Below are 16,424 nucleotides of genomic sequence, written 5' to 3' on the forward strand. Positions count from 1 at the left end.
CACAAGCCGCAGGTATGAGCCGCGCAAGGGTCCGGGCGACGATTCCGGGACGACGTTTCCCGCTCGATCGCACCCCGCCGCACGTGATTGGCCCTGGCGCCAGACGCCCTCCCCCGCGACGGGATGCAGCCATTATGCGGGCGCCGGGAGGGGTGCGCAGGAGAACGGGGTCTCAAATCGTCAAGGCGCTGGAAAGGCGGGATGTTTTTCCGCCAGTGCGACTATATCCGCACCCTGCCTGTCGTCATCCCGGCGCAGGCCCGGACCCGGCGGCGCCGAAGGCGATGCCCGATGCAGCCGCGCTCCCGACAGCTTCGCGCTCTCGCGCGCCGCCGGGTCCCGGGGTTCGCTGCGCGCCCCCGGGATGACGACGGGCCTCCGGCCTTCAGCCGCCGCCGGCGAAATCGAGGTCCTTGCGGGCCGAGATGATGGTGACGATGAAGCCGGCGAGGACGTCCAGCATGACCATGGTCAGGATCAGGAAGAAGGTCGAGGTGGCGAAGCCCTTCATCAGCAGGAAGGCCACCAGGCAGATCACGAACAGGATCATCGACAGGGCGTGATTGACAATCGCCACCTTCTGGCTGGACGTCGACTTCAGCAGTTCGAAGAACAGCAGGATCAGCGACAGGAACAGGATCAGGTCGCCGACGCCGATATTCCATGCGGTGCCGGACACCATCGGAATCGAGAACAGGGGGTCGCGCAGGGCCTGTTCGGCCGCAGCGACCCCTCCGGTCCCGACAACCCCGGACAGGATGACGATGGCGTAGAGCACCACGGGGATGAAAAGCAGCGGGATGGCGATCAGCATGGCGGGCTCCATCGTCTGTCTGGGCGCGTAACGGCCGCGCTTGTTAACGATGTGTACCCCGGTTCGATCCGTTCAGCTACGCTTGCTCAATACTCGCTGATCGCGCCCGGCCGCCGCGAGCGGGTCTTCAGCCACATGACGCCCAGCAGGTCCGACAGGGAGGCCATCAGCCGCCCCCAGTTGGTGTATTTCGACTGGCCCGTCTCGCGATGCCGATGGTCGACGTCGAGATAGCGGTTTTCATAGCCCTCGCGGATCATCAGCGCCGGCAGGTAGCGGTGGACATGATCGAAATAGGGCAGGCGCAGGAAGACCTCGCGCCGGAAGGCCTTGAGCCCGCAGCCCGTGTCGTCGGCGTCGTCGCCCAGCAGTTTGCGGCGGATGCGGTTGGCCCACAGCGAGGCCTGACGCTTGGCCCCGGAATCCTGACGTTTGGCCCGGACGCCGCCGACCAGGGCCACCGTCGAGGGCGAGGCCGCCAGCAGGTCGGCCAGTCTGGGGGCGTCGGCGGGCGGATTCTGGCCGTCGCCGTCGAGGGTCACGACGATCGGCGCCCGCGCGGCCAGAACCCCGGTGCGCACCGCCCGGCTCTGGCCCGCGTTCGAGCCGTGGCCGAGCACCCGCAGGGCCGGCAGTTCCGCCATCAGGCCGCGCAGCTCGGCCAGGGTGTTGTCCCGCGAGGCGTCGTCGACGAAGACCATTTCATACGAACGTCCGGCGAAGGCCTCGGCGATCTCGCGCGCCAGCGGACCGGCGGCGCCCTCCTCGTTGTGGACCGGGACGACGACGGAAATGTCGGGGATGGCTTCGTTCATCATCGCTCTCTAGCCGGTTTCGCGGACGGGCGGGAGATGGGCGGCCGTCCTCGTGCAACGAGCCTCCGCGCGGCGGGCGACGGCGCTCAAACAATGTGACGCGCCGAAACGCCGTGGTAGGAAGATGACCATGACAGGCGCCGACTTCGACCGATACATCGCCGGATGGCGGGGCCCCCTGCTGGCGGCCCTTGTCGCCCTGTTCGCGGGCCTGCCGGTGCTGATGCTGCTGCCGCCGCTGGACCGCGACGAGAGCCGCTACGCCCAGGCCACGTCGCAGATGCTCGAGAGCGGCGACTATATCGACATCCGCTATCAGGACGAGCCGCGCTGGAAGAAACCGGTGGGCATCTACTGGATGCAGGCCGTGGCGGTGACGGCGGCCTCCAAGGTCGAGAACCGGGACATCGGACCCTACCGCATCCCGTCCCTTCTGGGCGCCATGCTGGCCGCGGCCGCCTGCGCCTGGGCGGGCGCGGCGATGTTCGGCCAGAGAGCGGGCTTCCTCGCCGGCGCGATCATGGGGGCCAGCTTCCTGCTGTCGACCGAGGCGGGGATCGCCAAGACCGACGCCATGCTGTGCGGGGCGGTGACCCTGGCCATGGCCGGCCTGGCGCGAATCTATCTGGCGGCGCGGGCCGGGGAGGCGCCGCGAAGGCCGTGGAAACTGGCCTTCTGGCTGGGGCTGGGTCTGTCCATCCTGATCAAGGGACCGATCGGCCTGCTGGTCGTCGCCCCGGCGATACTGGCGCTGTCGGTCTGGGACCGGGACGTCTCGTGGCTGAAACGGCTCGGCTGGGGCTGGGGGCTGCCGCTGGTGGCGCTGATCGTCGGGCCGTGGGCCATCGCCATCACCATCGCCACCGACGGCGGCTTCTGGCGCGAGGCCATCGGCGGCGATCTGGCGCCCAAGGTGGCGGGCGGCGACGAGGGGCATGGCGTCCTGCCGGGCTTCTATCTGCTGATCGCGCCGATCCTGTTCTTCCCGGCGACGCTGCTGCTGCCGGCGGCCGTCTCGACGGGCTGGCACAGACGGGCCGAGCCGGCGATCCGCTTCCTGGTCTGCTGGGTGGTTCCGGCCTGGATCATCTTCGAGCTGACTCCGACCAAGCTGGCGCACTACACCCTGCCGACCTTCGGCGGACTGGCGCTGCTGGCCGCGGCCGCGACGGCGCGGCCGATCGGGCGGATATCGCGCTACGCCGGGGTCGGGCTGACCCTGTTCGTCGGCGGCCTGCTGGCGGTCGGCTCGGTCTGGCTGCTGACCGAATACGGCAAGTCGACGGCCCAGACCTGGGCCACCCTGACCATCGTCTTCGCCGTCCTGGCCAGTCTGGTCGGCGCCTTCCTGATGATGCACCGGGCGGCGGTGACGGCGCTGATCGCGTCGCTGGCGCTGGGCGTCGTGGCCCATGCGGCCCTGGCCGGCACCCTGCGCCAGCTGCGACCGCTGGCCGTCGCGCCGCAGCTGGACAAGGTGCTGGAGCGGGCCGACCTGCATCCGCGCCAGGGCCGGGCCGGGCCGGTGGCCATAACCGGTTTCCACGAGCCCAGTTTCGTCTTCCTGACCGGCAAGGACACCGAACTGACCGACGCCGCGGGCGCCGCGCGGGCGCTGGCCGAGGGGCGGCCCGCCATCGTCGAGGAGCATGACGCCGACGCCTTCCGCGAGGCCGCCGCCGAGCTGGGCGTCACCGGCCGCGCCGTGGGCGTGGTCAACGGCCACAACTATTCCAAGGGCGATGACGTCAGCCTGACCGTCTACGCTCCGCCGGGCGCGGCGCCCCCGTCCGCGACAGCGGCGGTTCCGGCGCGATGAGCCGCCCCATCACCATCGTCGAGGTCGGCCCGCGCGACGGCCTGCAGAACGAGAAGGCGATCCTGGAGCCCGCCGTCCGCGTCGATCTGGTCCGGCGGCTGGAGGCGGCCGGGGCGCGGCGGATCGAGGCGGTCAGCTTCGTCCATCCGAAATATGTGCCGCAGATGGCCGGGGCCGAGGAAGTGATGGCCGCCCTGCCGAAGGAAACGGGACGCAGCCGGATCGGTCTGGTCCTGAACGGCAAGGGCTATGACCGGGCGCTGGGCACGGCGGTGGACGAGGTCAATGTGGCCATGTCGGCGACCGACGGCTTCGGGCTGAAGAACCAGGGGCTGACGGTCGACCAGCAGGTGCAGATGCTGGCGGACATCGTCGCCGGACGGGCCAACGCCGAGGGCCAGCCGGGCGCGACGCCGTCGCTGTCGGCCACCCTGTCCTGCGTCTGGGGCTGTCCGTTCGACGGCGAGGTGTCGACGGATCAGGTGGCCGATCTCGTCGGCCGCATCGCCGGCCTGGGCGTCGGCGAGATCGCCCTGGCGGACACCATCGGGGTCGGCGATCCCTGGAGCGTGACCAGAAAGGTCGAGGCCGCGCGCAAGGCCGCGCCCGGGGCGACCCTGCGGCTGCATTTCCACGACACGCGCAACACCGGGCTGGCGAATGCCTATGCCGGGGTCGAGGCGGGGGTGGACGTGCTGGACGCCTCGGTCGGCGGCATCGGCGGCTGTCCGTTCGCGCCGGGCGCCACGGGCAATATCGCCACGGAGGACCTGGTCTACATGCTGGAGCGGGCGGGCTTCTCCACGGGCTACGACCTCGACGCCCTGATCGGGACGGCGCGCTGGATCGGCGAGACGATCGGCCGCCCGGCGCCGAGCGCCCTGAGCCGGGCGGGCGGCTGGCCGAAGGGCTGACGGCCGCTTTTCAGCAACTGCTCACATTTCCCTCATGCGGCCCAGGCGGGGACGGCCGCATGGTCGGGTGGTCGGCAACCAAGGGAGAGCGACATGAAGGTGACGAACGAGGATCTGGACCAGCTGTGGAAGGCCCTGCGGATGCTGGGCTGGGGCGCGGTGGCCCTGATCATGACGGCGCCCATGGTGGCCATGCAGTTCACCGACGAGGTCAACTGGACCGTCAGCGACTTCGTCTTCGCCGGCGTGCTGCTGATCGGCGGCGCGGCCGTGATCGAGCTGGTGGCCTGGCGGGTGCGCAATCCGGTCATCCGGATCGGCTTCTCGCTGTTCGTCATCGCCATCGTGGCCCTGATCTGGATCGAGGCGGCGGTGGGAATCTTCCACTAGGTGCAACCTGCGGCGCCATCGTCCGGCCCGATTCAACGCATGATCTGCGACGGATCGGGGAGGACTGAGATATGTGGACGCGTCGGGGTTTCGGGCTGGGAGCGGGCTCGCTGGGTTTGGCGGCGGCGGCGCCGATGCGGGCGCAGGAGGCGCTGAGCTCCGATGATCGTCTGTTTGGCGAAGGCCGATATCTGCCCGCCTATCTGGAGATGAAGGCCCGGGCGGCGGCGGGCGACGCTCCGGCCGGCGGCATGCTGAGCCAGTTCGCAGCCTTCCTCGGCGACGAGCAAACCGCAATCGGCCTGAACGAACGCCCGCCGGCCGCCACGGCCGTACGACCCGATCTGGACGCCGCCGAGAGCCGGGACGCGCTCGAAGCCATCGTCGAAGGCGCGCGGCGCACCCGCGTGGTGATCCTGAACGAGGCGCACAATATTTCCGGTCACCGCGCCTTCGCGGCCAGCGTCGCCCGCGCGCTGCGTCCGCTGGGCTATGACTGTTTCGCGGCTGAGACCTTCACGCCGCCGCAGGGCGTGCCCGGCCCCTCCATCAGCCTGTACCGACAGGGCATGCCGTTCGTTTCGAGCCTCGGTTACTACACCCTCGATCCGGTCTACGCCGAAACGGTGAGAGAGGCGGCGCGGCTCGGTTACCGGTTCTCGGACTATGAGCAAACCCCGGCCCAGTCGGCGCCGGACGATGCATCGGCCGAGGCGCAAATCGCCGTCCGGGAACAGGCGGAGGCCGACAATCTGTTCGCCAACGTCCTGGGGCCAAACCCGGACGCCAGGGTCTTCGTCTACGTCGGCTATAGCCATGCGATGGAGAAGCCGGGACGCGGCGGGACCTGGTTCGCCGCGCGGCTGAAGGAAAAGACGGGCATCGATCCGCTGACGATCGAGCAGTCCGGCAACTGGCCCGCGCTGGATCCGCTGAACGACGCGCCGCATGTCGCGGCGGTTCTGGAGCGGTTTGCGCCCACGCGCCCCATCGTCGTGTCCAGTGGCGGCGTCACCGTCGCCAACCGCACCTATGTCGGGCAGATGGATTTGTCGGTCTTCCATCCCCGGCGCCCGCCGGTGCTGGGCCGTCCCGGCTGGCTGGCCGCCGATCCCGAGCGCCGGGCCTTCACCGTCGACGTCCCGGCCTTCGAAGGCGTCGCCCTGTTGCAGGCGATGCGTGCGAACGAGGGGCCGGCAGGCGTCCCCGCCGACCAGTTCCTGCTGACGCCCGGGCAGAACCGCGCCACCTTCTTCCTCTATCCCGGCAGCTACTATGTCCGGCTGGAACGGGAGGCCGGCATCGACCCCGCCTACGGCCAGATCGAGGTTCCCGCCTAGAGGTTCAGCAGCGCCGGGTCGCCGCCCTGGGCGGAGATATTGTTGCTGATGGCCTTTTCGGAGGCGTAGCGGATCAGGCTGTACGGACCGCCAGCCTTGGGGCCGGTGCCGGACAGGCCCTCGCCGCCGAAGGGCTGGACGCCGACCACCGCGCCGATGATCGAGCGGTTGATGTAGACGTTGCCGGCGGGGACCAGGCGGGTGACCTCCTCGGCGAAGGCCTCGATGCGGCTGTGGACGCCGAGGGTCAGGCCGTAGCCGCGCTGAGCGAGTTTCGCGGCTGTCTCCTTCAGCCTGGAGGGCTCGTAGCGGCAGACGTGCAGGATGGGGCCGAAGACCTCGCGCTCCAGATAGTCGGGAGTCGGGATCTCGGCGATGGTCGGGGCGAACAGGTGGCCCTTGTCCGAACCGGCGGGGAGCTCGGCGCGGGCGACGATCTTCGCGTCGCCGCCGAGGCGTTCGAGGTGGGCCTCGAGCATGGCCCTGGCCTCGGCGTCGATGACGGGGCCGATGTCGGTGGCGGGGTCGGAGGGATCGCCCACGACCTGGGCGGCGAGCGCGCCCTTCAGGCCCTCGATCAGGGCGTCGGCGGCCTCGTGCGGCACGTAGAGCAGGCGCAGGGCCGAGCAGCGCTGACCCGAGGAGCCGAAGGCTGACAGGATGACGTCGTCGATGACCTGTTCCTTCAGCGCCGTGGTGTCGACGAACATGCCGTTCAGCCCGCCGGTCTCGGCGATGAAGGGGATGATGGCGCCCGGACGGGCGGCCAGCGCCTTGTTGATCATGGTCGCCGTGTCGGTGCCGCCGGTGAAGGCGACGCCGTCGATGCCCGGATGGCTGACGAGGGCCGCGCCGACGGTCTCGCCGCGTCCGGGGACGAGGGCCAGCAGGTTCGGGTCGAGACCGGCCTTGTAGTAGAGGCGCACGGCCTCGGCGGCGATCAGGGGCGTCTGTTCGGCCGGCTTGGCCAGCACGGCGTTGCCGGCGGCAAGGGCGGCGACGATCTGGCCGGTGAAGATGGCGAGGGGGAAGTTCCACGGGCTGATGCAGGCGAAGACGCCGCGGCCGTGCAGGACCAGCTGGTTGATCTCGCCGACCGGGCCCTTCAGCTCGGTCGGGCCGCCGAAATCGCGTTCGGCCAGCATGGCGTAGTAGCGGCAGAAGTCGGCGGCCTCGCGGATTTCGGCGACGGCGTCGTTCAGCGTCTTGCCGGCTTCGCGCGACAAGAGGGCGACCAGACGGTCCATGTCGGCTTCGAGCGCGTCGGCCATGGCGCGCAGGACCGGGGCGCGGCCGGCGCCGCCCTTGCGGTCCCAGCCGACCTGCGCGCGGGCGGCGGCGTCGACGGCGGCTTCGATGTCGGCCGTGCTCGCTTCCGAGACGTGGCCCAGCACCTGCGTGGTGTCGAAGGGGTTGGTCACAGGCTGCGGATTGGTCCCGGCCTTCAGCTTGCCGCCGATGATCGGGCCCGAGGTCAGTTTCTCGGCGTCGACCTTCTCCAGCGCTGCGGCGTGCCGGTCGCGGTCGGCGGCTTGCGAATAGTCGCGGCCGAGCGAGTTCTGGCGGTCCATGTACATGTCCTTCGGGGTCGGGATCTTGGCGTGGCGGTCGGGGTGCGCCTCGACGGCGGAGATGGGGTCGGCGGCGACGGCGGCGGCGGGCACCCTCTCGTCCAGCAGGGCGTGGACGAACGACGAGTTGGCCCCGTTCTCGAGCAGGCGGCGGACCAGATAGGGCAGCAGGTCCTCATGCCCGCCGACGGGGGCGTAGGCGCGGACGGTCACGGGGCCGAAGGCGTCGCGGGCGGCGTCGTACAGGGCCTCGCCCATGCCGTGCAGGCGCTGGAATTCGATCTTCACCCGGCGCTCGGACGCCATCTTGTGGACGGCGGCGAGGGAGTGGGCGTTGTGGGTGGCGAACTGGCTGTAGATGTGGGGCGCGGCCTCGATCATCGCCTTCGCGCAGACGAGGTAGTTGAGGTCAGTCGCTGCCTTGGTGGTGAAGACCGGATAGTCGGTGCGGCCGAACTGCTGGGCGCGCTTGATCTCGGTGTCCCAATAGGCGCCCTTGACCAGACGGACCATCAGGCGACGACCGCTGGTCTTCGCCAGTTCGGCGACGCGGCGGATCACCTCGGGGCAGCGCTTCTGATAGGCCTGGACGGCGAGGCCGAGGCCGGTCCAGCCGCCGAGGTCGGGCTCGCGCGCCAGCCGGTCGAGCAGTTTCAGCGACAGGGCCAGACGGTCGGCCTCTTCCGCGTCCATGGTGAAGTTGATGTCGTGCTTCGCCGCGATGCGGGCGAGGCGGAGGATGCGGGGATAGAGCTCGTCCCAGACCCGGGTCTCGTGCGTGGCCTCATAGCGCGGCGACAGGGCCGAGAGCTTGACCGAGACGCCGTGGCCGGCCTCGGGTCCCTGCCCTTTCGCCGTCTTGCCGACGGCCTCGATGGCGTCGGCGTAGATCTTTTCATAGCGCTCGGCGTCGGCGGCGGTGCGAGCCCCCTCGCCCAGCATGTCGAAGCTGCACAGCCAGCCTTCCTTGTTGGCCCGCTTCAGCGCCGCCTCGATGGTGCGGCCGACCACGAACTGTTCGCCCATGATGCGGACCGCGGCGGCGACGGCCTCGCGGATGACCGGCTCGCCCAGACGGCCGACGATGCGCTTCAGGAAGCCGGGCAGGTCGGTGCGGGCCTCCTCGTCGACGTCGACCAGCTTGCCGGTCAGCATCAGACCCCAGGTCGAGGCGTTGACGAACAGGCTGTCGGACTGGCCGAGGTGCGACGACCAGTCGGCCGAGCCGATCTTTTCGGCGATCAGGCGGTCGCGGGTGTCCTCGTCGGGCGTGCGCAGCAGGGCCTCGGCGAGGCACATCAGGGCCAGACCCTCGCGGGTGCCGAGCGAGAATTCCTGCAGGAAGCTTTCGACCACCCCCTGTTTCCTGACGCTGGCGCGGGCGTGTTCGACCAGGCCGACGGCGCTGTCGAGAACGGCGGCGCGTTCGCCCGCGTCCAGCGGCATGCGCGCCAGCAGGCCCCGCACGGTGGCGGTTTCGTCGGCGAACTTGCCCTGATCCAGCGTATCCCAGTCCTGGGAGAGGGCGACCGGCGGCGAGACGTGTGCGTTCATGGCGCGCGTCCTAGACGCTTTTGACGCCGAACGGGAGGGGGCGCGGCATCTCGCCAACGCCCGCCGGAACCGCTAGACCGTTTGCCCGATCAACGGCGGAGCCTTCCGGCCCACATGCGCATCGTTCTGGCCACCGACGCCTGGGAGCCCCAGGTCAACGGCGTCGTCCGCACCCTGACCCGCACCGTGGCGGAATGCCGGGGCATGGGGCATGAGGTCGACGTCATCGAACCCAGCCAGTTCAAGACCATTCCCTGTCCCACCTATCCGGAAATCCGGCTGGCGCTGGGGGCCGAGGAGGAGATTCGCGAACGGCTGCGCGCGTTCGAGCCCGAGGCCGTCCATATCGCCACCGAAGGCCCGATCGGCATCGCCACGCGGCGCATCTGCGTCGAATGGAAGCTGCCGTTCACGACCAGCTATCACACCAAATTCCCCGAATACGTCTCGGCCCGGTTCCCGATCCCGGTGCAGGTCGGCTACGCCTATATGAAATGGTTCCACAAGCCGTCGGGCCGGCTGATGGTGGCCACCCCGACGCTGCGCGACGAGCTGGTGGCGCACGGCTTCCGCAACGTCTCGCCATGGACGCGCGGCGTCGATACCGAACAGTTCAACCCCGACCTGCCGCGCATCTATGACGAGCTGGGCGGCAAGGACTGGCCGCGGCCCTTCTTCCTCAACGTCGGCCGGGTGGCCGTCGAGAAGAACATCGAGGCCTTCCTGGAGACCGACCTGCCGGGAACGAAGATCGTCGTCGGCGACGGGCCGGCGCGGGCCGAGCTGGAACTGAAATATCCGAACGCAAAATTCCTCGGCGCGCGCTTCGGCGAGGAGCTGGCGCGCTGTTTCCGCGACGCCGACGTCTTCGTCTTCCCCAGCTGGACCGACACCTTCGGCCTGGTGATCCTGGAGGCCATGGCCACGGGCACGCCGGTCGCCGCCTATCCGGCCCATGGGCCGATCGACATCATCCCGGGCTCGAACGCGGGGGCCATCGACGCGGACCTGCGCACGGCCTGTCTGAAGGCGCTGGAGTGCGACCGGGGCGCAGTGCGCGCCTATGCCGAGAAATTCAGCTGGCGCGCCTCGGCGGAAGAGTTCGTCGAAAACCTTCAGCCCTATCCGGAGCCGGAACGCGGCCGCTTCTGGCGCCGTCTGCGGCGGATCGCCCGGCTGAGACGGAAGGTGGCGGCCTAGCCGTCGTCTCCTCCCCATCGGCTTCGCCGACAGGGAGGAGACGCCAAAGCTATTTCGCCGGAGCGGTCATCGGCGTCATGGCCGTGGCGATGGTGCGCTGGGCGGCCAGCTGATCGGCCGGCAGCGGCACCAGGCCGCGGTCCTGCAGATAGCCGCCGCGGCCGGCCGAGGCCTCGGACATGAATTCGGCCACGAACTGCTCCAGCCCCGGCGTCACGCCGACATGCTGCTTCTTCACATAGATGTAGAGGCTGCGGGCCAGCGGATAGGAGCCGTCGGCGATGGTCTCGGCCGAAGGGGCGACGCCGTCGATCGTCTCGGCCTTCACCGTGTCCATGTTCTGCTCGAGGAAGGAGAAGCCGAACACGCCCAGCGAGCCGGGGGTGCGGCTGAGGGTCTGGACGATGGCGTTGTCGTTCTCGCCGGAGTCCACCCAGGCGTTATCCTCGCGCAGGGTGTGGGCCAGGGTCTCGAAGCGGTCGCCGTCGGCGTCCTTGATCGCCTTCAGGGCCGGGATCAGTTCGGCGCCGGGCGCCATGCCCAGCTCAAGGAAGGCGTCGCGGGTGCCCGAGGTGGGCGGCGGGCCATAGACCTGGATGCGCTGGTTCGGCAGAGCCGGATTGACCTGGTTCCAGGTCGTGGCCGGATTGGCGACGAAGGCCCCGCCGGCGCCCGGAACCTCCTTGGCCAGGCCGGTGTACAGGTCCTGGAGGCGGAAGTTGAAGCTGGTCCCGGTACGGGCCGTAGCGATGACGATGCCGTCGAAGCCGATCTTGATCTCGACGATGTCGGTGACGCCGTTGGTCCGGCACAGTTCGAACTCGGAGGCCTTCATCGGCCGCGAGGCGTTGGCGATGTCAGGGGTGTTCGGACCGACGCCCTGGCAGAAGGCCTGGATGCCGCCGCCGGTGCCCAGCGATTCGACGCGCGGCGCGGCGCCGCCCGAGGCGCGGGCGAAATTCTCGGCCACGCGGGTGGCGAAGGGGAAGACGGTCGAGGAGCCCGCGGCCCAGATGCCGGCGCGGGCGGTCTGGTTTCCGGCGGACTGGTCGTTGCCGCAGCCGGCGACGGCCAGAAGGGCGATCGCCGAGGCGGCGGCGAGAAGGGTGCGGGTCATCGTCAGTCTCCGGACAAAGCCAAGGTGAGGCGCTTAGACCAGAGGTTTGTGACGGAGAGGCCGACGCTATCGTGACGGTTCGGCGACGGCCGGAGCGACGGCGGCGGGGCGCGTCGGCGAGGACGGTCCGGTCGCGCCGCGTTCGGACACGCGCCAGTCGTCGACGATATAGCCTTCCTCGGCCAGACAGGTGGTCATGGCGGTCTGGATCTCGCGTTCCTTGTTGGCGCGCTGGATATACGACACGCCGATGATCGCCAGGGGGGCGAACACCACCAGGCCGATGGCCAGACCCGCCCCCGCCGCCGTGCCGGCCAGCATGCCGGCCCCGGACGCCGCCGAGGCTCCCGTGGCGATCGCCGCCGCCCCGCCGATGGCCATGCCGCCCGCCGCCGACCCGCCCCGGCCCGAGCGGAAGCTCTCGCGGCGTCCGGCCGCGACCTCGGCGCTGCAGACGTTGAAGGCTGTTTCGAAGGCCGCCTGATCCGCCGGGAGCCGGGACATCACCGGGGCGAAGCCACGCGGATGAGAGGCGCATCCGGCCATGGCGGCGGCTGCGGTCAGTGCAACGACGCGTGTGAAAATCTTCATGGCCCGCCCCCCGGTGGACGGAGACACTACCCCGTCCACGGACAATGTCGAACCCGGTTATATGTGGATGGCGTGCCCCAGGGCGCGCAGCGACGCCTCGTGGAAGGCCTCGCCCATGGTGGGGTGGACGTGGATGGTTCCGGCCACATCCTCGAGCACCGCGCCCATCTCCAGCATCTGGGCGAAGCTGTTGGACAGTTCCGAGACATGCTGGCCGACGGCCTGGAGGCCCAGCAGCCGGTGATCGGTCTTCGACGCCAGCACGCGGACGAAGCCGCCGTCGTCGCCGGCCTCCAGCGCCAGGGCGCGGCCGATGGCCATCAGCGGGAAGACGGCCGTGATCACATCGTCGCGGCCCTCGACGTCCTGCGGGCCGAGGCCGGCGGAGACGATCTCGGGCTCGGTGAAACAGACGGCGGCGATGGTGACGGGGTCGAAGCGTTTGTCGTGGCCGGCGATGATCTCGGCGACGATCTCGCCCTGGGCCGAGCCCTTGTGGGCCAGCATGGGTTCGCCGGTCAGGTCGCCGACGGCCCAGACGTTCTTCATCGAGGTGGCGCAGCGGTCGTCGATCTTCACGAACGGACCGGCCATGGCGACGCCCATGTTTTCGAGGCCCCAGCCCTGGGTGCGGGGCTTTCGGCCGACGGTGACGAGGACCTTGTCGGCCTTGAGCTTGAGGGCGGCACCGTCCTTGCCGGTGACGTTGAGCGCGCCCTTATCGAACGACCCGGCCTTGGCGCCGAGGTGCAGTTCGACGCCGTGCTTCTCCAGCCATTTGGCGACCGGATCGGTCAGGGCCTTGTCGTAGAGCGGCAGCAGGCGGTCGGCCATTTCGACGATGGCGACTTCGGCCCCCAGTTTGCGGAAGGCGATGCCGAGCTCCAGCCCGATATAGCCGCCGCCGACCACCACCAGCTTCTTCGGCACCGCCGACAGGGACAGGGCCTCGGTCGAGGAGATGACGTCGCCGCCGAAGGGCAGGAAGGGCAGTTCGACCGGCTCGGAGCCGGTGGCGAGGATGACGTGTTCAGCGCTGATGACGATGTCGCCGTCGGCGGTTTTCACCGTGCAGGTCTTCGCGTCCGAGAACTCGGCCCAGCCGTTGACGACCTTGACCTTCGCCTTCTTCAGCAGGCCCGCCACGCCGGCGTTCAGCTTGCGGACGATCCCGTCCTTCCACGCCGTGGTCTGGGCCAGGTCGATGGCGGGCTTGGACGCGGTGATGCCGAGCGTGCCGCCGGCGGCGGCCTTGCTGACCGTCTCGAATTTCGAGGCGGCGTGGATAATGGCCTTGGACGGGATGCAGCCGACGTTCAGGCAGGTGCCGCCGAGGCCGTCGCCGCCGTCGACGAGGATGGTGTCGAGCCCCAGCTGGCCGCAGCGGATGCCGGCGACATAGCCGCCGGTTCCGGCGCCGATGATGAGGACTTTGGTCTTGATCGTTTCAGCCATGGTTCTCAGGTCATCCAGAGGGTCGCGGGATGCTCCAGCAGCCCCTTGATCCGTTGCACGAAGACCGCCGCGTCATGGCCGTCGACGATGCGGTGATCGAAGCTGGAGGACAGGTTCATCATCTTGCGCACGACCATCTGGCCGTCCTTCACCACCACCCGCTCCTGGATCTTGTTGGGGCCGACGATGGCGACCTCGGGGTGGTTGATGATCGGGGTGTGGACGACGCCGCCCAGCGTGCCCAGCGAGGTGATGGTGATGGTCGAGCCGGAGAGCTCCTCGCGGCTGGCCTTGCCGGACTTGGCGGCGGAGGAGACGCGGGCGATCTCGGCCGCCGTGTCGTACGGGTCGCGGGCCTCGGCGTGGCGGACCACGGGGACCATCAGGCCGTTCGGCGTCTGGGCGGCGATGCCCAGGTGGACGGCGGCGTGGGTGGTCAGGACGCCGCCCTCGTCGTCGTAGTGGCTGTTGATGATCGGCTGGTCGCGCAGGGCCACGACCATGGCGCGGGCGAGGAAGGGCAGGACGTTCAGCTTGGGCTGGCCGTCCTTGCGATTGGCGTTGAGGTGGGCGCGAAGCTCCTCCAGCGCCGTGACGTCGATCTCCTCGACATAGGTGATGTGCGGGATGCGGCGGACGCTCTCGGCCATCTTCTCCGCGATCTTGCGGCGCAGGCCGATGATGCGGATTTCGGTGGTTCCCTCGGCCTTCGCATAGGTCGAGGACGCCGATGATCCGGAGGCGGACGATCCGTGCGAGCCGGAGGCGACGTACGCGTCGAGGTCGCCGTGCTCGATGCGGCCGGCGGGTCCGGAGCCGGGGACGAACTGCAGCTCGACGCCCAGGTCTCGGGCGCGCTGGCGCACGGCGGGGGAGGCGAGCGGGCGCTGGTTGCGGTCGGAGAGGGTGCGGGCCTGGCCCCCCTCCCCCGCTTCGCGGGTACTCCCCCCGACGGGGGGAGATTTGGGAGCGGTCGGCGTCGGCGCCTCCATTCCTCCCCCATCGGGGGAGGGGGACCGCGAAGCGGTGGAGGGGGCCGGGGCAGGCGCGGCCGCCTGATTGCCCTTGCCCTCGACCTGGAAGCTGACCAGCGGCCCGCCCACGGCGATCTGCTGGCCCGCGTCGCCGTGCAGGGCGACGACCGTTCCGGCGACCGGCGAAGTCAGTTCGACGGTGGCCTTGTCGGTCATGACGTCGGCGATGATCTGGTCTTCCGCGACCGTGTCGCCGACCTTGACGTGCCAGCCGACCAGTTCGGCCTCGGCGGTGCCTTCGCCCACGTCGGGCAGTTTGAAGACGTAGTTGGCGCCGGCGGCTGCGGATTGGCCCCCCTCCCCGGCTTCGCCGGTACTCCCCCCGGTGGGGGGAGACTCGGAAACGGGCGATTGTCCCCCTTCCGGGGGGACCGAAGCCTGCGGAGCAGGGTTCGAGGGGGGAGCGGTTTCCGCGGACGCATTCCCCGTCCCCTCGACCTCGAACTCGACCAGCGGCGAGCCGACGGCCAGCTGCTGGCCGGGCTCCCCGTGCGCCGCCAGCACCTTGCCGGCGACCGGCGAAGTCAGCTCCACCGTGGCCTTGTCGGTCATGATGTCGGCGATGATCTGGTCCTCGGCGACCATGTCGCCGACCTTGACGTGCCAGCCGACCAGTTCGGCCTCGGCCGTGCCCTCGCCCACGTCGGGCAGTTTGAAGACGTAGCGACCCATCTCAGCGGCCTCCCGACATGACGGACTTCAGGGCCGTGGCGACCCGTTCCGGACCGGGGAAATATTCCCACTCGAAGGCGTGGGGATAGGGGGTGTCCCAGCCGGTGACGCGGGCGATCGGCGCCTCGAGGTGGTAGAAGCAGCGCTCCTGCACCAGGGCCGACAGCTCGCCGCCGAACCCGGACGTTTTCGGGGCCTCGTGGACGATGACGCAGCGGCCGGTCTTCTTCACCGAGGCCTCGATGGTCTCGATGTCGAGCGGCACGAGGGTGCGCAGGTCGATGACCTCGGCGTCGACCCCGGCGTGCTCGGCGCCCGCGAGGCTGACCCAGACCATGGTCCCGTAGGCCAGGATGGTGACGTCGGCGCCCTCCTTCATCACCCGCGCCTTGCCGATCGGCTCGACATATTTGCCGGTCGGAACCTGGGCCAGGTCCTGGGCCTTCCAGGGCGACACCGGCTTCTGGTGCCAGCCGTCGAAGGGGCCGTTGTAGAGGCGTTTGGGCTCGAAGAAGATGACCGGGTCGTCGTCCTCGATCGCCGCGGTCAGCAGGCCTTTGGCGTCATAGGGGTTGGACGGGATGACGACCTTGAGGCCCGCGATATGGGTGAAAAGGCTCTCGGGCGACTGGCTGTGCGTCTGGCCGCCGAAGATGCCGCCGCCATAGGGCGAGCGCACCGTGATCGGGCTGGTGAACTGGCCGGCCGAGCGATAGCGCAGCTTGGCGGCTTCGGAGACGATCTGGTCGTAGGCCGGGTAGATGTAGTCGGCGAACTGGATCTCGACGACGGGGCGCAGGCCGTAGGCGCCCATGCCGATGGCCGCGGCGACGATGCCGCATTCGCTGATCGGTGCGTCGAAGCTGCGGGTCAGGCCGTGCTTCTGCTGCAGCTGGTCGGTGACGCGGAAGACGCCGCCGAAATAACCCGCGTCCTCGCCGAAGCTGAGGACGTTGGGGTCCTCGGTCATCTTGATGTCGATGGCCGAGTTCAAGGCCTGGATCATGTTCATCGGAATGATCGAGGGCTGGGCGCCGTTGGCCGGCGCCTCCGACTTCGGGGCGTGGTTCTGGTCGACCATGTCCGGCTCGATGCCGTCGGTGCGGTCGGATTCGGTGAAGGTGGTTTGCTCGCTCAT

Annotated in this window: 13 protein-coding genes; 5 read left to right on the forward strand and 8 right to left on the reverse strand. The window is 69.6% G+C overall.

Annotated features, from left to right (window positions below):
- Positions 1-385 precede the first annotated feature (385 nt).
- Positions 386-814, reverse strand: coding sequence for a hypothetical protein (locus tag BrevBR_RS05840; RefSeq protein ID WP_332641354.1), 429 nt, complete (start codon positions 812-814; stop codon positions 386-388).
- An 86-nt stretch (positions 815-900) separates the two neighbouring features.
- The gene (locus BrevBR_RS05845) at positions 901-1,632 is read right to left on the reverse strand and encodes a glycosyltransferase family 2 protein (protein ID WP_332641353.1); all 732 of its coding nucleotides are present in this window, start codon (positions 1,630-1,632) and stop codon (positions 901-903) included.
- A gap of 127 nt (positions 1,633-1,759) precedes the next feature.
- On the opposite strand from BrevBR_RS05845, the gene BrevBR_RS05850 reads away from it, so the two are divergent.
- From BrevBR_RS05850 to BrevBR_RS05865, 4 genes are all read left to right on the forward strand, one after another.
- Positions 1,760-3,448: an ArnT family glycosyltransferase gene (locus BrevBR_RS05850; RefSeq protein ID WP_445214744.1), complete on the forward strand. Its 1,689-nt coding sequence runs from the start codon at positions 1,760-1,762 to the stop codon at positions 3,446-3,448.
- Entirely contained in the window at positions 3,445-4,362 is a 918-nt protein-coding gene (locus BrevBR_RS05855; protein ID WP_332641351.1) for a hydroxymethylglutaryl-CoA lyase, read from the forward strand. The genes BrevBR_RS05850 and BrevBR_RS05855 overlap by 4 nt, the downstream gene beginning before the upstream one ends.
- 93 nt (positions 4,363-4,455) lie before the next feature.
- Complete coding sequence (locus tag BrevBR_RS05860; RefSeq protein ID WP_332641350.1) at positions 4,456-4,752, forward strand: hypothetical protein; 297 nt, start codon at positions 4,456-4,458, stop codon at positions 4,750-4,752.
- Positions 4,753-4,823: 71 nt separating this feature from the next.
- Positions 4,824-6,092 carry a hypothetical protein gene (locus BrevBR_RS05865; RefSeq protein WP_340000273.1) on the forward strand — a complete coding sequence of 423 codons (1,269 nt, stop codon included), beginning with the start codon at positions 4,824-4,826 and terminating at the stop codon, positions 6,090-6,092.
- Here the strand turns inward: BrevBR_RS05865 and putA are convergent.
- A complete protein-coding gene (gene putA, locus BrevBR_RS05870; RefSeq protein ID WP_340000274.1) occupies positions 6,089-9,217 on the reverse strand; it encodes a bifunctional proline dehydrogenase/L-glutamate gamma-semialdehyde dehydrogenase PutA in 3,129 nt (1,042 codons plus the stop codon). The two genes, BrevBR_RS05865 and putA, sit on opposite strands and share 4 nt — an antisense overlap.
- 114 nt (positions 9,218-9,331) lie before the next feature.
- Between putA and BrevBR_RS05875 the strand changes: the two genes are divergently transcribed.
- Positions 9,332-10,417: a glycosyltransferase family 4 protein gene (locus BrevBR_RS05875; protein WP_332641347.1), complete on the forward strand. Its 1,086-nt coding sequence runs from the start codon at positions 9,332-9,334 to the stop codon at positions 10,415-10,417.
- A gap of 49 nt (positions 10,418-10,466) precedes the next feature.
- Here BrevBR_RS05875 and BrevBR_RS05880 read toward each other — a convergent pair whose 3' ends face one another.
- The 5 genes from BrevBR_RS05880 to BrevBR_RS05900 form a co-directional block, all read right to left on the reverse strand.
- Positions 10,467-11,534: a substrate-binding domain-containing protein gene (locus tag BrevBR_RS05880; RefSeq protein ID WP_332641346.1), complete on the reverse strand. Its 1,068-nt coding sequence runs from the start codon at positions 11,532-11,534 to the stop codon at positions 10,467-10,469.
- A gap of 66 nt (positions 11,535-11,600) precedes the next feature.
- Positions 11,601-12,125 (reverse strand): hypothetical protein, encoded by a 525-nt coding sequence (locus BrevBR_RS05885; protein ID WP_340000275.1) that lies wholly within the window; start codon positions 12,123-12,125, stop codon positions 11,601-11,603.
- Between the two features lie 57 nt (positions 12,126-12,182).
- Positions 12,183-13,580, reverse strand: coding sequence for a dihydrolipoyl dehydrogenase (gene lpdA / locus BrevBR_RS05890; RefSeq protein WP_340000276.1), 1,398 nt, complete (start codon positions 13,578-13,580; stop codon positions 12,183-12,185).
- A gap of 5 nt (positions 13,581-13,585) precedes the next feature.
- Entirely contained in the window at positions 13,586-15,286 is a 1,701-nt protein-coding gene (locus BrevBR_RS05895; RefSeq protein WP_340000277.1) for a 2-oxo acid dehydrogenase subunit E2, read from the reverse strand.
- Between the two features lies 1 nt (position 15,287).
- Positions 15,288-16,424, reverse strand: a complete 1,137-nt coding sequence (locus BrevBR_RS05900) for an alpha-ketoacid dehydrogenase subunit beta (protein ID WP_340000278.1) — start codon at positions 16,422-16,424, stop codon at positions 15,288-15,290.

The sequence above is a fragment of the Brevundimonas sp. BR2-1 genome, from assembly GCF_037626195.1.
Lineage (GTDB): Bacteria > Pseudomonadota > Alphaproteobacteria > Caulobacterales > Caulobacteraceae > Brevundimonas.

What these genes read in the sequence shown, in the direction of transcription:
- BrevBR_RS05840 (WP_332641354.1), bottom strand. Translation starts at nt 814, where the DNA reads ATGCTGATCGCCATCCCGCTGCTTTTCATCCCCGTGGTGCTCTACGCC.
- BrevBR_RS05845 (WP_332641353.1), bottom strand. Translation starts at nt 1,632, where the DNA reads ATGATGAACGAAGCCATCCCCGACATTTCCGTCGTCGTCCCGGTCCAC.
- BrevBR_RS05850 (WP_445214744.1), top strand. Translation starts at nt 1,760, where the DNA reads ATGACAGGCGCCGACTTCGACCGATACATCGCCGGATGGCGGGGCCCC.
- BrevBR_RS05855 (WP_332641351.1), top strand. Translation starts at nt 3,445, where the DNA reads ATGAGCCGCCCCATCACCATCGTCGAGGTCGGCCCGCGCGACGGCCTG.
- BrevBR_RS05860 (WP_332641350.1), top strand. Translation starts at nt 4,456, where the DNA reads ATGAAGGTGACGAACGAGGATCTGGACCAGCTGTGGAAGGCCCTGCGG.
- BrevBR_RS05865 (WP_340000273.1), top strand. Translation starts at nt 4,824, where the DNA reads ATGTGGACGCGTCGGGGTTTCGGGCTGGGAGCGGGCTCGCTGGGTTTG.
- putA (WP_340000274.1), bottom strand. Translation starts at nt 9,217, where the DNA reads ATGAACGCACACGTCTCGCCGCCGGTCGCCCTCTCCCAGGACTGGGAT.
- BrevBR_RS05875 (WP_332641347.1), top strand. Translation starts at nt 9,332, where the DNA reads ATGCGCATCGTTCTGGCCACCGACGCCTGGGAGCCCCAGGTCAACGGC.
- BrevBR_RS05880 (WP_332641346.1), bottom strand. Translation starts at nt 11,534, where the DNA reads ATGACCCGCACCCTTCTCGCCGCCGCCTCGGCGATCGCCCTTCTGGCC.
- BrevBR_RS05885 (WP_340000275.1), bottom strand. Translation starts at nt 12,125, where the DNA reads ATGAAGATTTTCACACGCGTCGTTGCACTGACCGCAGCCGCCGCCATG.
- lpdA (WP_340000276.1), bottom strand. Translation starts at nt 13,580, where the DNA reads ATGGCTGAAACGATCAAGACCAAAGTCCTCATCATCGGCGCCGGAACC.
- BrevBR_RS05895 (WP_340000277.1), bottom strand. Translation starts at nt 15,286, where the DNA reads ATGGGTCGCTACGTCTTCAAACTGCCCGACGTGGGCGAGGGCACGGCC.
- BrevBR_RS05900 (WP_340000278.1), bottom strand. Translation starts at nt 16,424, where the DNA reads ATGAGCGAGCAAACCACCTTCACCGAATCCGACCGCACCGACGGCATC.